The organism is Hanstruepera neustonica (assembly GCF_002895005.1).
GTDB lineage: Bacteria > Bacteroidota > Bacteroidia > Flavobacteriales > Flavobacteriaceae > Hanstruepera > Hanstruepera neustonica.
This window is the reverse complement of the sequence record NZ_POWF01000008.1, coordinates 18,791-33,141: the sequence shown is the minus strand read 5'-3', so window position 1 is coordinate 33,141 and position 14,351 is coordinate 18,791. Positions and strand designations below refer to the sequence as shown.

Sequence of the window (14,351 nt, the reverse complement as noted above, 5' to 3'; positions counted from 1 at the left end):
GTCGGCAAAGATACACTTTTATTTGAGATGAAATACTAGATTATTGGTTAACCAATTCATGGAGTCCTTTTTTTCCATCAAATCCCATCCTTTTAATTTGTATTTCACCAATGAGAAAATAAATTTCAATCATAGGTGAAACCGTTTCGTCAACTTTTTCCCAAATAAGATTTTTATCAATAACATCTTTTAATTTTTGGATATTAAGTTGATTGTCATCAAAATTGGTAGCATTTTCATAACTTAATAAGCATGAAGATTTGTCTTCGTAAGCAATAACTTGAATTTTAAGAATTCCTCTGATTTTAGTAAGTTCCTTTTTATCAAAATTGTCAGATATCAAATTAACTAATACATTGTTATTTAATTTAGCTGATGTTGAATCACTTTCTAATCCAAACTTTTCAGTATTACAGCCTTCAATTTTTTTGGATAGATATTTTGTCCAAATGAATAATTATTGATAAGAATAACGGAAAATGTAAAAAGTAAATTTTTAACTAATTTAAAATAGGTTTTGTTAATTTCCATTATTCAAAAATTAATTATGATACGCCGTATTATGGGCTAACGCATTGCCACAAGAACTGCAATTTCCAGCAGATGCACCACCGCCTGCACAACCGTTGCTACAGGTATAATGCCACACGCCAGCAGCGTTTTGCCCACCAGTTTGAGTGGTTGGTGTTGTCGTTGGTGTCGTTGGTGTCGTTGGCGTTGTAGTATTGGTATTGGCATGATAAGCCTGATTGTGACTTAAGGTATTACCACAAGTCGCACAATTTCCAGCTGCTGCGGCACCACCAGCACATCCATTACTGCAGGTGTAGTGATAAACACCTGATGTGTTTTGGGCTGTATTGGTGTTTTGTTGGTTTTGCGCATCAAATACGCGTAAGGGCTGTAACTCGGATTCTTTGGCTGTTTCTTCGGTTGTTTCGGCTTTGTCTTTACAATTATAAAGTGATAAGGTCGTTATACAGATAAGTACCGTTAGTATTTTAGAGTATTTCATGATAGAATATTTTAGGTTGCCTAAATATAGTATTAATTTTTACAATTGGTGTAAAGTTTGGGTTCTTCGGTATAAATTATAGACCATTTAAGAAATCCACCAATTTTAGTACTGCTTTACCACGATGGCCAATTTCGTTTTTTTGCTCCAGGGTCATTTCAGCAAATGTTTGGTTAAAGCCATTAGGTTTGAAAATAGGGTCGTAGCCAAAACCATCAGTTCCCTTTTTATTAGAAGTAATGTCACCTTTACAAATACCTGTAAATGTATGTAGTTGACCATGGAGGTGCAAAGCAATAACCGTTTTAAACTGGGCACTTCTATTGGGTTTATCGGTTAGATTTGTCAATAATAAATCCATATTATCATTGGCATCGCGTTGCTCACCTGCATAGCGTGCTGAAAATACACCTGGTTCACCATTAAGAGCTTCAACTTCCAAACCAGTATCGTCTGCAAAACAATCATAGCCATAATGGTCCTTGACATATTGCGCTTTTTGAACAGCATTGCCTTCTATGGTAGGCTGCGTTTCAGGGATATCTTCAAAACAACCAATATCCTTGAGACTTAAAAGTGTGATATGGCTTGGTATTAATTTTTGGACCTCTTGGAGTTTGTTGAGATTATTGGTAGCGAAAACAAGTTGCATATTTGTTGAATTAATGTAATTTTAGCTTCAAACGATTATTTGTGAAATAAATCACGGTAAATTTAGTTGTTTAATATGATATGATTCAGAGATTTCTAGTTCTTGTTGCCTTTTTAGTTTTATCAGTATCGGCACAGTCCCAAACAGAACAAAAGCGGGATTCTTTAAACCTTTTTAAGATCATTGATTCCTTATTTATTGATCATGATTTAAGCAATTATTCGGCTCGATTGTTTTCCAATTATAAAGTCAAGCAATTTCGAATTTTAAACGATGGTAATCGCTCTCGTTATATTCCCAACAATAGATTTGGTGTTGGCTTTGGAGTCGCCAATAGTAAATTACTTATTGATATTGCCTTTAATATAAAATCTGGTAAAAAGGAAACCACAGACAGATTTGATGCACAGGGTAGTTTGATATTAGGAAAGCACAACTACATCAGTTTTTATTTGCAGACTTATAAAGGTTTTAATATCCGAAATAATTTTGATGAACCCAATATTTTCAGGCATGATATAAAATCATCGACTGTTGGATTTAACTATCTGTATACCTTTTCCGAAATTGAATTTTCGTTAGCCTTACTAAAAGCGGGTATGCCCAAGCGAGACCGAAAAGTACAAATTACGGGAGGTATTGGAACATTTGCTGTTTTTGATACATTTAGTGCCGATGGTGATATTTTAACCGAAAATGGCGTGCTGTACTTCAATGAGGAAGCAGAAATTGAAAAGTATAGTGGTCGGGCAGTGGGTATTTTGGGAGGTTTTTTATCCCAATATGTTATATCGGATAATTTTATTGCTACCTGTAATTTGATGCCAGGTGTGGCTTTGATGAATAAGAAAGTCAGATTGGATGATGGTAGTTACCGACCTTCAAACCCGATGCTTTATAAATTAGACTTTTCCTTTGCTTTGGGATACAGTATAAACAGGTATTATATCAATCTTATTTATGGAACCGGTATTTATGCTACCAATTTAGATTTTGGAAATGAGTATTTGTTTAATCATTCCATGGCCAAGTTTGCCATTGGTTATAAATTGAAAGTGAAGAAATAAATATGACTTTGAGGTTTTTATTCATACTCATTTTTGTTAATTGTAATTTATTAAGTCAAAACCTTAATAATGAGATACTGTTTGAATTTGATTATGTTTTAGAATATAACTATTGGGACAATGATCTTAAAAAATTAGATAACTACTATTTATTTCTTAATTCAAAAAACCAGGGTTATTCTTTGACCGTTAAGGAATTCAACGGAGAGAACTTTAGAATGTGGTTTGGTATAAAAGGAAAATTGGTTTCAGTAACTGAAATCCGAAAAGATGATTTTTTTAAAGCAGAAACCATAGATGTTGGTATGGATTACCAATTAGTAAGTCATCGAACTTGGAGCTATAAAGATTTTAATTTAGCAGTTGTGAAGGATACCATTCTTCTTAGTAATAAGCATGATGTATACAGGTATTTTAGAAAGAAAAAAGAAAATTCTGGAACCTATTTTTCAATTTTACCTATTAAGGAATTTTCATATTCTCATATGGTAAATAAAGAATTTTTTAAGGTAAATAATCGAATTGATAATGTGCCAAATGGTATAGCTCTATTTTATTATTATATTGACGAGAACGGAAATTACAATGAAGGCCTTTCAAGGCTTGCTAATTTTCAGAAACATCAAAAATTTATTAAGATTAAGCTTAAACCAGAGGATTTAGATTTAAAATTAAGAGAATGATAACCAAACTAGGCGAAAAATTCAGTTACCTGTTTTTAAAGTTTATGCCAGATGCTTTTGTATTTGCCATTGTATTGACTTTGGTTTCGGTTTTGGCAGCTTATTTTGTGGTTGATGCCTCGTTTATTACCATTATATCCTCATGGTATGAAGGCTTTTTCGATTTACTGGCTTTTGCCATGCAGATAATTTTAATTTTAGTTACCGGTTTCAGTATTGCCTTGTCTCCTGTAATTGGCAGACTTATAGATAGATTGACCAAATACATTAATTCACCAGGCCAAGTCTATTTTTTTGTGGTTTTTATTGGTTTGCTGTTAAGTTTGGTGAGTTTTGGTTGGATTGTTATCACCGGAGTTCTAGCAAGGGAATTAGCATTACGAGTGAAAGGTGTTAATTACCCATTTTTAATAGCTTGTGTTTATGTGTCCATGTGTGGCTGGGTTACGGGTTTGTCCAGTACCATACCATTGTTGTTGAATTCTGAAAACAACTATCTAATTGAAGCAGGAGTCGTGTCGAATACCATTCCAACATCGCTGACTTTAAATTCGTATTTGAATTTTAGTATCATCGGATCCTTTTTCTTGCTTATGCCAGCTTTTATGATGTTTGTAGGAACTAGATTAAAGCAGAACGTGGAGCTAAAAGACTTGTGTGATATCAATAAACTACAGTCGGAAAAAAGCATTGAAGAAGAAGCGAACGGTATGAAATTACCTTTTAAAGCATATTCCGATAAGTTTAATAACAGCTTTGTTATACAAGGCATTATTGTTTTAATGGGTATCATATATATCGGATATTACTTTTACACGAAAGGTGTTGAACTGAATTTCAACATCATGATATTTACCTTTATTGTTTTGGGTATGTTGCTTCATAAAACACCTTTACGTTATGGTATTGCCATGCAACGCTCCAGTCGGAATATTTCAGGGATACTCTTTCAATATCCTTTCTATGCGGGCATTATGGGTATTATGCTTTACACGGGATTAGGGGAATACTTGGCAAAAGCACTAGCTTCAGTGGCTACCGTTGACACCTATGCTTTTTATGCCTTTATAACGGGTGGTTTAGTGAATTTTGCTATTCCTTCAGCTGGAGGCGAATTTGCCGTTGTTGGTCCGAGTTTAATTGCAGCTATTCAAGAAATAGGAACAGGTTTACCTGAAGCTGAAATCTCAGCCATGATTTCAAGGGCATCATTGGCGGTAGCTTACGGTGAATCGTTAACTAATTTATTACAGCCTTTTTTCTTACTACTGATTGTTCCTGTGATGGGTATGGGAACCAATTTGCAATCTCGTGATATCATGGGGTATTTGGTCATGCCGTTTATGATTTTGTTTGTGGTGCAGTTGTGTTTGATACTTTGGATGCCATTATAAAAAAAGGCAAAACTTTAGTATCTTTAAGAAATTCAACTAACTTGTTATGCCAGATTTTCACTCACCATTGGAGGCTTTTTTGTATTGGGAAGCCAAAACCCCTAATAATGTTTTTTTAAAGCAGCCTGTTGGGGAAAAGGAGCTAACGTACACCTTTGCAGAAGCTGGTGCTGAAGCTAGAAAAATAGCGAGTCACTTACAAAGTTATAATTTGCCGAATCGTAGTCATGTAGCTTTGCTGTCAAAAAATTGTGCGCATTGGATCATGGCCGATTTAGCAATTATGATGGCTGGTTGTGTTTCCATTCCCATTTATCCAACTCTTAATGATACTTCCATAAAGCAAATTTTGGAACACAGTGACTCCAAAGCTATTATTGTTGGAAAACTGGATAATTTTGAAGCTCAAAAACTCGGGATTCCAGATATTCCAATTATTGGGATCAGATTGTTTGGAATTCAGGATGGCGATAATTGGGAAGAAATTGTTGCAAAAAATAATAAGCTAGAGGAGGTTTATATCCCAAAGCATGATGATTTACATACGATTATTTACACTTCAGGAACCACTGGTAATCCCAAGGGTGTCATGCATACTGTGAGTAATTTTATGGTGAGTTCCAGAACCTTGGTCAAGGTTTTTGAATTGCCCAACAACCTGCGTTTGTTTTCGTATTTACCCCTAGCTCATGTTGCCGAACGATTGATGATTAATGCTGGCGTATTTTTAGGTGCTCCTATTTCCTTTTTTGATACGATGGAGAGTTTTGCCAAAGACTTGGAGAATACCCAGCCACATATATTCTTTGCCGTACCACGAATCTGGACAAAATTCAGAGAGAAAATTTTGGATTCCATGCCGCAAAAAAAATTGAATATCTTGTTGAATATTCCAGTTATCAATACGATTGTCAAAAGCAAACTCAAACAGAAATTGGGGCTAAAGGAAGCTGTTTTTATTGTATCAGCTGCAGCACCAATTGCGTCTAGTTTGGTTAATTGGTATAAAAAGTTGGGTATAACCATTCAGCAAGGTTATGGTATGACCGAGGATTGTTGTGTGTCTCATTTTAATTTACCCAATGCCAGTAAAACTGGCACGGTAGGTAAAACACTTATTGGCGTTAAAGCCAAGTTATCTCCGGAAGGTGAAATTTGTATAAAAAATGATTGTCTGATGTTGGGATATTACAAATCACCTGAAGCTACGGCTGATGTATTTGATGAAGAAGGCTATTTGAAAACAGGTGATAAAGGCGAGTTTGATCATGACGGCTATTTATTGATTACGGGACGTGTTAAAGATCAGTTTAAAACTGATAAGGGAAAGTATATTTCGCCTTCACATATGGAACTTATCATGTCGGCCAATACTGATATCGAACAAATATGTATAGTGGGCACTGGAATTCCACAACCAATTGCGCTAGTCACCTTATCGGAATTGGGAAAATTGAAATCTAAAGAGCAATTAACGGCTAGTTTGGCAGAAACAATCGAATCCATGAATCCAACTCTCGAAAAGCACGAAAAAATTGAAAAGGTTGTCGTCATGAAAGAGGATTGGAATGTTGCTAACGGTCTGACCACACCAAGTTTGAAAGTTAAGCGCAATGCTATTGAAAAAATTCATCAAGAATTTTACAAAACGTGGTTTGAGAATACGAAAACAGTCATTTTTGAATGACAAGAAAAATAATTCTCTTTGAATATGACAAATATCATTCATATTAAAAATGCTTTACATTAATTTTAGGATATAAAAATAGAAATCATGACAATAAACATTCAATACGTCAATATGGCGACCAGTGAGGCAATGAATGCCTATGTAACACAACGATTGGAAAAATTAGGAAAAAAGTATGAATGGGTCATTAGCGCACAGGTTCACTTTGAAGTGATTCACGACCCAAAAGGAAATGGAAAAATATGTAATATAGAATTAAGTTTACCTGGTCCGCGCATTTTTGCAACTTCAAATGAGAAGAACTATGAAAGTGCTGTAAAAGAGACTATAAAGGATTTAGAGACACAGCTAAAGAAGCGTAAACATCAATTTACGGCACATAAGTAGTACAATTTTCACATAATTCAGAAATAGCCTACAGATTTATTAAGAATCATCAGTATTTGTTAACAAAACGTTAAATACTGATGATTTTTTTATATATTAATCACATCATCAGTCAATTACGGTTCTCAGCCACAACTTTTAAAGTTTAATATAACCATCAAAAATATGAGAAGTCGTGTTGAAAATGCATCAGTATTAATACTATTGGCATTTGCTGCTTTTACTCTAATCAAACTAATTATTTTTGTGATAGGGTTTTTTAGCAATGTTGGTATTGATGCAACATCTATGGCTAGCAGTTTAGCCTAAATATTATTAGATTTATCTATGATGATAGGGTTCATTGCGTAAAATCGTAAAAGCCCTATACAGTTGTTCTATGGCAAATAATCGAATCATTTGATGAGAAAATGTCATTTTAGACAATGATAATTTTCCGTTTGCTCTGCTGTAAACATCTTCTGAAAATCCATAAGGACCACCAATTACAAATACCAATTGCTTGATTCCAGAATTCATGTGCTTTTGCAGGTATTGTGAAAAAGCGACTGAATCGAACTGTTTACCATTTTCATCCAATAAAATCAAGACATCAGATGGATTGAGTTTTCCTAGTATCAAATCACCCTCTTTTTGTTTTTGTTGAGACTCTGATAAGTTTTTAGCCTTTTTTAAATCGGGGATTATTTCAAATTCAAATTGGATATAATGACTTAACCGTTTTTGATAATTTTCTATCAATTTAACTAGTTCCTTATCGTCGGTTTTACCTATGGCTATTAGTTTGATGGTCATAATAATTCTATCAATTTTAATAACTAATTGCAGAATAACAAGGTATTTCGAAATCCAAATACCTACTAATGTCACTTCTATTGTTTACACGGATTGCATTACTAGGAATTCTATTTGAAGGTACCGAACTTATATTATTTCTATAACCAGTACCACTTGGCAAGGATCTGGTAGAATAAAATACCATGTTGCTTGGTCTTTGAGGTAATATGTCATTAAAAAAACCACTTCTTTTATTTGATAAATTACTCACTGCAGATTCATATCGCTTGATAAACGGAGACCAATCTTCAGTCAGCATTATTTTTAAGTATTTATCAGTCATTTGTTTGTAAATGAAATACTGACCATTAGGTTTCAGTATGATAGAAGTAGAATATCTCTTTTTAAAAAATAGGTGGTTTAATGATGTCGAAATTTGTCTCCATTTAAAATGCTTTGGATTATAAGAATATCCCATATTATGTCGATAAAAGTGCAATACCGTATAATCTTGCTTTTTAAAGCTTTTAGCACATTTTTTTTTGGTTATTATCGTATTTTTTTCTTGCATCGAAATACTTGTTTTTTGTCAAATTAAAAGGTAGTATTTCTCTAATAGTATCATTTATTGTTACCCTTTTAACATAGGTATCATACCTTTGTTTAAGTCCTTCAAATCCATATAGGGTATCCCTAAATACAATTATTACAGGAGATTTATCAATATTTGGATTTTTTGTATCTCTTTTCAGTAGTTTTCTTATTTGATTATTTTCTATACTATCTAATTGACCAAACTTGTTCAACTCATACATATAGTTGATAGTTATCGAATCTTTTGTTTTACTCATACAGTGCAACAAAAAGGCAGAACATTTTTTATAATAATCCGTAATTTCAATTGCTTGGTCATTTTCATCAAAATAAACATTGTATTTTGGGATATCTTGAGCATTAATTTGCAGTGCAAACAAGAAAAATAGAACTGTTAAGAATTTCATTAAAATAGATTTGTTCCTAAAATACTCAAAACTTAAAGTTAAACAAACCTATTTGATGTATTTGAAAGAATAATCTTCATAATGGCATGCAGTTTCTTATAATCCCACATTAAAAGATAGATATTAGCTAAAAGCATTAGACCAGCAATATAAGGTGTGCCTTTAAAACCGACTGATGTGACAATGATGAAGATGTTGATAATAATAGGCAGGTAAATTAAAGCACCTAAAAATGCGGTTCTGGGAATTAATATCAATAGTGCGACCATCAATTGCATCAAGCCTATAAACTGCCAATAAAACCCTGTTTGATATAAGGCTTCAAAGAAAAATCCAACTGGGTTATCTATACCAAGCAGTGTAAAACGTTGTCCCAAGACTTTTTTTAATCCTGATGGTATAAAAGCCAAGGATAATAAAATTCGGGTACACCAAGTAAATAGTTTAAAAATGGTTTTTTGTCTAATAAATTCTACACGATTGGAAATGACATGCATACGAATGTGGGTTTATTTTATGACGAATAACATACAATCTTGTTACCATTGACCTAAAAAATCAAAAAGCAATTACTATTTTAGCAGTAAACAAATGTTTATGATAAGTAAGGAACAGTTTGATAAGGAAATTGAAGGTATTATTGTTAATGCCATACGAGAAGATGTTGGAGATGGTGATCATAGCTCTTTAGCTTGTATCCCTGAAACAGCAACGGGAAAAGCAAAACTGTTGGTTAAGGATAAGGGTGTTATTGCTGGTGTAGCATTTGCTAAAATGGTTTTTAACTATGTGGACCCTGATTTAAAAGTTGAAACCATCATAGAAGATGGTACCACGGTGGAATATGGGGATATTGTTTTTTTTGTTTCAGGATCATCACAGTCTATTCTAAAAGCGGAACGGTTGGTGTTAAATGCCATGCAACGTATGAGTGCCATTGCTACCAAGACCAAACAATTTGTTGATTTGTTAGAAGGGACTAAAACGAAGATATTAGATACTCGAAAAACGACACCAGGAATCCGTGCCTTGGAGAAATGGGCTGTTAAAATAGGAGGAGGCGAAAATCATCGATTTGCATTGTACGATATGATTATGCTCAAGGATAATCATATTGATTTTGCTGGAGGTATTACTAAAGCCATTAATAAAACCAAACAATACCTGAAGGACACGAATCGTGATTTAAAAATTATTGTTGAAGCCAGAGATTTGGATGAAATTAAGGAAATCCTTCAATCCGATGGTATTTACAGAATCCTGATAGATAATTTCAATTATGAAGATACTAGAAAGGCTGTTGAAATGATTGGAAATAAATGTCTGACAGAGAGTTCTGGCGGTATTACCGAGAAAACCATCAGAAAATATGCTGAATGCGGTGTTGATTATATTTCGTCGGGAGCCTTGACCCATTCAGTTTATAATATGGATTTGAGTTTAAAAGCGGTTTAACAATGACAAAACCCATAGAGGACAAATTAGAATCCATTCCAGTAGTCAATGTGATGGTTCGATTACTTAAAAAAATCAAATTACCAGCACTGGAAGGATTATCCCTATATGATTTATTGGAGTTATATGCCATAGGGATTATAAAAGGCGCATTGACTACACGTGCTAGTGCCATTGCTTTTAGTTTTTTTACCGCATTATTCCCGTTTTTGCTATTTATCGTTATAGTGATTCCGTTTATTCCCATTGACGACTTTAAAATTGAGTTTTTAAAGTTTCTGGATTCTTTTTTACCGCCAAGTACATCCGATTTCTTTGCTACCAATATTTTTGAAAACATCGACAGTACCGAGCGTGGCGGATTGATTTCATCGGTGTTTTTTATTTCTCTGATTTTAATGGCCAATGGAATTAGTTCCGTGTTTTCAGGCTTTGAAAGCTCATATCATGAGCAATTAACTCGGAATTTTTTCAAACAATATTTATACGCATTTGGTGTTGCCTTGATTTTAGCCATACTATTACTGTTAACAGTAGCTGTTTTTGGATACTTTCAAATTTATATCATGACCAATTTGGAAAGCTATGGTATCATTGATAAAGAAAACACGCTTGGTTGGATCATTGCTGCTAAATATGTCTTTTTTGTGGTTATGGTGTACATCGCAACAGCGACACTTTATTATTTTGGCACTAAAGAAGGGAAACATTCAAAATTCTTTTCCATAGGTGCTTGGTTTACCACGTTGTTGATTATTTTGAACTCGTATCTATTCGGTATATACATCGAAAACTTTTCCAAGTATAACGAGTTGTATGGCTCTATAGGAGCATTGTTGATCCTGTTGTTTTACTTGTGGTTAAATTCCAATATACTTTTATTGGGTTATGAATTGAATGCTTCCTTAAATCGATTGCGTAAATTAAATGTGGGCTTATAAGGTGGTTTATTCATGTTGAATTTTATTGATGTCATACTGCCCATTCCGCTACCAAACCTGTTTACCTATTCCATAACTAGGGCAGAAGCAGAGTTTATTAAGCCAGGTATGCGCGTATCCGTGCCTTTTGGCAAGTCAAAAATTTACACGGCGATCGTTTTTTCTATTCATAACCAAGAACCATTAATTTATGAAGCCAAGGAAATTCATCAAATTTTAGATGAAACACCCATAGTTTCCAGGTATCAATTTGAGCTATGGCAATGGATAGCGGATTATTACATGTGTACTTTAGGTGAAGTCATGCGTGCCGCATTACCCAATGCCTTTATTTTAGAAAGTGAGACCATCATATTTAGAAATTCAGCAACTACCGTTAATGACAGTGATTTAAAAGATGATGAGTTTCTGGTCTTTGAAGCACTACATCATCAAACGTCTTTAACAATCCAGGATATTACCAGTATAATCGATAAGAAAAATGCGTTGCCAGTTATAAAACGCCTGATGGATAAAGAGATTATTTTGGTTAAAGAAGAAGTGTATGAAAAGTATAAACCAAAACTGGTTAGATATGTAAAGTTGCATAAACAGTATGCCACTGACGGGCGTTTGCAAGAACTTATAGAAACATTATCTCGCGCCCCAAAGCAGCGAGAAGTCCTGATGCGACTTTTTACATTATCGGCAAAGGACCATAAGCCAATTAAAGTATCTGAATTGATTCAGGAGAGCAACGCTTCTTCAGCAATTATAAAATCGTTAGTTGATAAAGAAATATTGGAAGAATACTATCTTCAAACAGATCGAATAGAGTCCAATGAATCTAAAAAAAACAGTCAATTCGCATTAACCAATTATCAAACTGAAGCTTTAGATAATATTTCACAAAACTTTAAAAATCAAAATATTACATTATTAAAAGGCGTAACATCTTCCGGGAAAACCGAGATTTATATGAAGCTTATTGAATCCATTTTGGTAACAAATAAGCAAGCTTTGTATTTACTACCGGAAATAGCTTTGACTACCCAATTAGTTCAAAGGCTTCAAGATTATTTTGGAGAAAAAGTAGCCGTTTATCATTCTCGCTACTCATCCAATGAACGGGTTGAGGTATGGAACCATGTTTTGAATAATTCCTCAAAAGCACAAATTGTAATTGGTGCGCGTTCAGCTGTATTATTGCCATTTCAAAACCTTGGTTTGGTCATTGTTGATGAGGAACATGAACAATCCTATAAACAGTTTGATCCTGCACCTCGTTACCATGCCAGGGATACGGCCATTATGCTGGCCAATATTTTTAAAGTAAAAACACTTTTAGGCTCCGCGACTCCTAGTTTGGAAAGTTTTTACAACGCCCAACAAGCTAAATATGGATTGGTGGAACTCAATGTGCGCTATAATGATGTGTTAATGCCTGATATTGAATTGATTGATTTAAAGGATAAGCATAAACGCAAACGCATGAAGGGGCATTTCAGTGATCGGTTGATAACTGAAATGACTGAAACTTTGGAAGCAGGTAATCAAATCATTTTGTTTCAAAACAGACGAGGCTATTCGCCTATCGTTGAGTGTCAGACCTGTGGACATTCGCCACAATGCCCTAATTGTGATGTCAGTTTAACCTATCATCAATATCGAGACCAATTGCGTTGCCATTATTGTGGGTATAACACGGTTATGATTAAAACTTGCGAAGCCTGTGGTTTAAATACCCTAGATTCAAAAGGGTTTGGAACGGAACAAGTAGAGAAGGAGGTGAGTACATTATTTCCAGAAGCCAAAGTGGCAAGAATGGATCTCGATTCAACGAGAGGAAAATATAGCTATGAAAAATTAATCGATGCTTTTCAACAAGGTGACATCGACGTGTTGGTAGGTACCCAAATGCTGACAAAAGGTCTCGATTTTAGAAACGTGAAGCTTGTAGGGGTCATGAATGCTGATAACATGTTAAATTTCCCGGATTTTAGAGCTCATGAACGCAGTTTTCAATTGCTGATTCAGGTTTCAGGTCGTGCTGGCCGAACTAAAGAACGTGGAAAAGTCCTTATTCAAACGTATAATCCCTATCATAACATTCTGCAACAGGTTTCAACGAATAATTATTTAGGGATGTACCATGAGCAGATGGATGATCGTCACAACTTTAAATATCCGCCCATTTACAGGCTCATAAAAATAACCTTAAAGCATCGAGATTACAATAAAGTCAATACTGGTGCTGACTGGTTTGCCAAATCTTTACGAATGCTGTTTAAAGAACACGTATTAGGTCCGGAATTTCCCCCAGTTTCACGAATTCGAAATCAGTACCATAAAAATATCTTGGTGAAAATTCCAAAGAATCAATCGCTGACAAAAACAAAAGAAGCTATCATTAAAATTAACAATAGCTTCTCTAGTGTGAAAGATTTTAGGGCTGTAAGAGTAATATTAAATGTCGATAGCTTCTAAATGTTGTTTAGGGCATCAACAAGTTGGGTCTTCTTATTCCTACTTAAAGGAATTTCGTAAGTACCAACTTCTACGTTCTTGCTATTAAATCTATCTACTTTGTCTAGATTCACAATGTAAGATTTGTGAATTCTTAAGAACTTGCCTTCTGGAAGTTCGTGTTCAAAAGCTTTCATGGTTGAAAGTACCACTAAACTAGTTTCTTCAGTTACAAGTTTCACATAATCACCAAGGGCTTCAATCCACTTAATGTCTTTAATGTAAACCTTACGCTTCTTCAGGTTACTCTTCACAAAAATGTGTTCGCCTTCAGTTTCGTTAAAGTCTAGTTTAAGCTTGTGTTGTTCTACAGCTTTCTCAACAGCTGTGTTAAAACGTTCTTTTGTGATTGGCTTGTGTAAATAGTCCGTAGCATCATAATTAAATGCTTTAAAGGCATATTCTGTCTTACCGGTCACAAAAATAATTTGGGGTTTGTTGTTAAGGACGTCAAGCAATTCAAAACCATTTAAAACTGGCATCTCAATATCCAGGAAGATTAAATCTACCTTATGGGTATTCAGACCGTTTTTGGTTTCCAACGCGCTATTGTACTCAGCTATTAAATTAAGAGAAGGGTGATTTTCAATTAACTTTACAATTGAGAGACGTTGTATCGCTGAGTCGTCAACTACTACACAGTTTAATGTCATAACATTTGTTTTATTTCGGTTAAGATATCGACAATAGTACAAAAAATTCGGTTAAAAACCAAAAAACATCGTTAAAAGGTTAATTTTAACATTTTTTTAACATATTGATTATGTAGCATATTATTATGGGT

The 14,351-nt window shown here is 34.2% G+C and carries 17 protein-coding genes; 9 read left to right on the top strand and 8 right to left on the bottom strand.

From position 1 onward, the window contains the following. Positions 1 to 40 precede the first annotated feature (40 nt). The 3 genes from C1T31_RS11465 to C1T31_RS11455 all read right to left on the bottom strand — a co-directional run bounded on the left by C1T31_RS11465 (position 41) and on the right by C1T31_RS11455 (position 1,667). Positions 41 to 343 carry a hypothetical protein gene (locus C1T31_RS11465; protein ID WP_103052650.1) on the bottom strand — a complete coding sequence of 101 codons (303 nt, stop codon included), beginning with the start codon at positions 341 to 343 and terminating at the stop codon, positions 41 to 43. A 198-nt stretch (positions 344 to 541) separates the two neighbouring features. After that, positions 542 to 1,015: a hypothetical protein gene (locus C1T31_RS11460; RefSeq protein ID WP_103052649.1), complete on the bottom strand. Its 474-nt coding sequence runs from the start codon at positions 1,013 to 1,015 to the stop codon at positions 542 to 544. A 76-nt stretch (positions 1,016 to 1,091) separates the two neighbouring features. Next, the gene (locus tag C1T31_RS11455) at positions 1,092 to 1,667 is read right to left on the bottom strand and encodes a non-canonical purine NTP diphosphatase (RefSeq protein WP_103052648.1); all 576 of its coding nucleotides are present in this window, start codon (positions 1,665 to 1,667) and stop codon (positions 1,092 to 1,094) included. Between the two features lie 80 nt (positions 1,668 to 1,747). Here C1T31_RS11455 and C1T31_RS11450 point away from each other — a divergent pair, with 80 nt between their 5' ends. The 6 genes from C1T31_RS11450 (at position 1,748) to C1T31_RS14090 (ending at position 7,197) form a co-directional block, all read left to right on the top strand. After that, on the top strand, positions 1,748 to 2,734 hold the full coding sequence (locus C1T31_RS11450) for a DUF4421 family protein (protein WP_103052647.1): 987 nt from the start codon (positions 1,748 to 1,750) through the stop codon (positions 2,732 to 2,734). 2 nt (positions 2,735 to 2,736) lie between these two features. Beyond that, positions 2,737 to 3,417: a hypothetical protein gene (locus C1T31_RS11445; RefSeq protein WP_103052646.1), complete on the top strand. Its 681-nt coding sequence runs from the start codon at positions 2,737 to 2,739 to the stop codon at positions 3,415 to 3,417. Continuing rightward, positions 3,414 to 4,811 (top strand): TIGR00366 family protein, encoded by a 1,398-nt coding sequence (locus C1T31_RS11440; protein ID WP_103052645.1) that lies wholly within the window; start codon positions 3,414 to 3,416, stop codon positions 4,809 to 4,811. The genes C1T31_RS11445 and C1T31_RS11440 overlap by 4 nt, the downstream gene beginning before the upstream one ends. A 46-nt stretch (positions 4,812 to 4,857) precedes the next feature. Continuing rightward, entirely contained in the window at positions 4,858 to 6,498 is a 1,641-nt protein-coding gene (locus tag C1T31_RS11435; protein WP_103052644.1) for an AMP-binding protein, read from the top strand. Positions 6,499 to 6,585: 87 nt separating this feature from the next. Further along, positions 6,586 to 6,888: a ribosome hibernation-promoting factor, HPF/YfiA family gene (gene hpf / locus C1T31_RS11430; RefSeq protein ID WP_103052643.1), complete on the top strand. Its 303-nt coding sequence runs from the start codon at positions 6,586 to 6,588 to the stop codon at positions 6,886 to 6,888. A gap of 165 nt (positions 6,889 to 7,053) precedes the next feature. Continuing rightward, positions 7,054 to 7,197: a hypothetical protein gene (locus C1T31_RS14090; RefSeq protein WP_165780104.1), complete on the top strand. Its 144-nt coding sequence runs from the start codon at positions 7,054 to 7,056 to the stop codon at positions 7,195 to 7,197. A 12-nt stretch (positions 7,198 to 7,209) separates the two neighbouring features. Here the strand turns inward: C1T31_RS14090 and rlmH are convergent, their stop codons facing one another. Genes rlmH through C1T31_RS11410 form a run of 4 tightly spaced genes read right to left on the bottom strand, consistent with a single transcriptional unit; the run spans position 7,210 to position 9,163 of the window. Further along, the gene (gene rlmH / locus C1T31_RS11425; RefSeq protein WP_103052642.1) at positions 7,210 to 7,683 is read right to left on the bottom strand and encodes a 23S rRNA (pseudouridine(1915)-N(3))-methyltransferase RlmH; all 474 of its coding nucleotides are present in this window, start codon (positions 7,681 to 7,683) and stop codon (positions 7,210 to 7,212) included. A 16-nt stretch (positions 7,684 to 7,699) separates the two neighbouring features. Further along, complete coding sequence (locus C1T31_RS11420) at positions 7,700 to 8,143, bottom strand: hypothetical protein (RefSeq protein WP_123912672.1); 444 nt, start codon at positions 8,141 to 8,143, stop codon at positions 7,700 to 7,702. A gap of 49 nt (positions 8,144 to 8,192) precedes the next feature. Beyond that, positions 8,193 to 8,666 carry a hypothetical protein gene (locus C1T31_RS11415; protein WP_103052640.1) on the bottom strand — a complete coding sequence of 158 codons (474 nt, stop codon included), beginning with the start codon at positions 8,664 to 8,666 and terminating at the stop codon, positions 8,193 to 8,195. Positions 8,667 to 8,704: 38 nt separating this feature from the next. Continuing rightward, positions 8,705 to 9,163, bottom strand: coding sequence for a DoxX family membrane protein (locus C1T31_RS11410; protein ID WP_103052639.1), 459 nt, complete (start codon positions 9,161 to 9,163; stop codon positions 8,705 to 8,707). A 100-nt stretch (positions 9,164 to 9,263) separates the two neighbouring features. Here C1T31_RS11410 and nadC point away from each other — a divergent pair, with 100 nt between their 5' ends. The 3 genes from nadC to priA are packed head-to-tail and all read left to right on the top strand — an operon-like array spanning position 9,264 to position 13,528. Next, complete coding sequence (nadC, locus tag C1T31_RS11405; protein WP_103052638.1) at positions 9,264 to 10,121, top strand: carboxylating nicotinate-nucleotide diphosphorylase; 858 nt, start codon at positions 9,264 to 9,266, stop codon at positions 10,119 to 10,121. 2 nt (positions 10,122 to 10,123) lie between these two features. Next, entirely contained in the window at positions 10,124 to 11,062 is a 939-nt protein-coding gene (locus C1T31_RS11400) for a YihY/virulence factor BrkB family protein (protein ID WP_103052637.1), read from the top strand. Positions 11,063 to 11,074: 12 nt separating this feature from the next. After that, positions 11,075 to 13,528, top strand: a complete 2,454-nt coding sequence (priA, locus tag C1T31_RS11395) for a replication restart helicase PriA (protein WP_103052636.1) — start codon at positions 11,075 to 11,077, stop codon at positions 13,526 to 13,528. On the opposite strand, the gene C1T31_RS11390 is transcribed toward priA, so the two are convergent. Then, positions 13,525 to 14,220 (bottom strand): LytR/AlgR family response regulator transcription factor, encoded by a 696-nt coding sequence (locus C1T31_RS11390; protein WP_103052635.1) that lies wholly within the window; start codon positions 14,218 to 14,220, stop codon positions 13,525 to 13,527. The two genes, priA and C1T31_RS11390, sit on opposite strands and share 4 nt — an antisense overlap. Between the last annotated feature and the right edge of the window lie 131 nt (positions 14,221 to 14,351).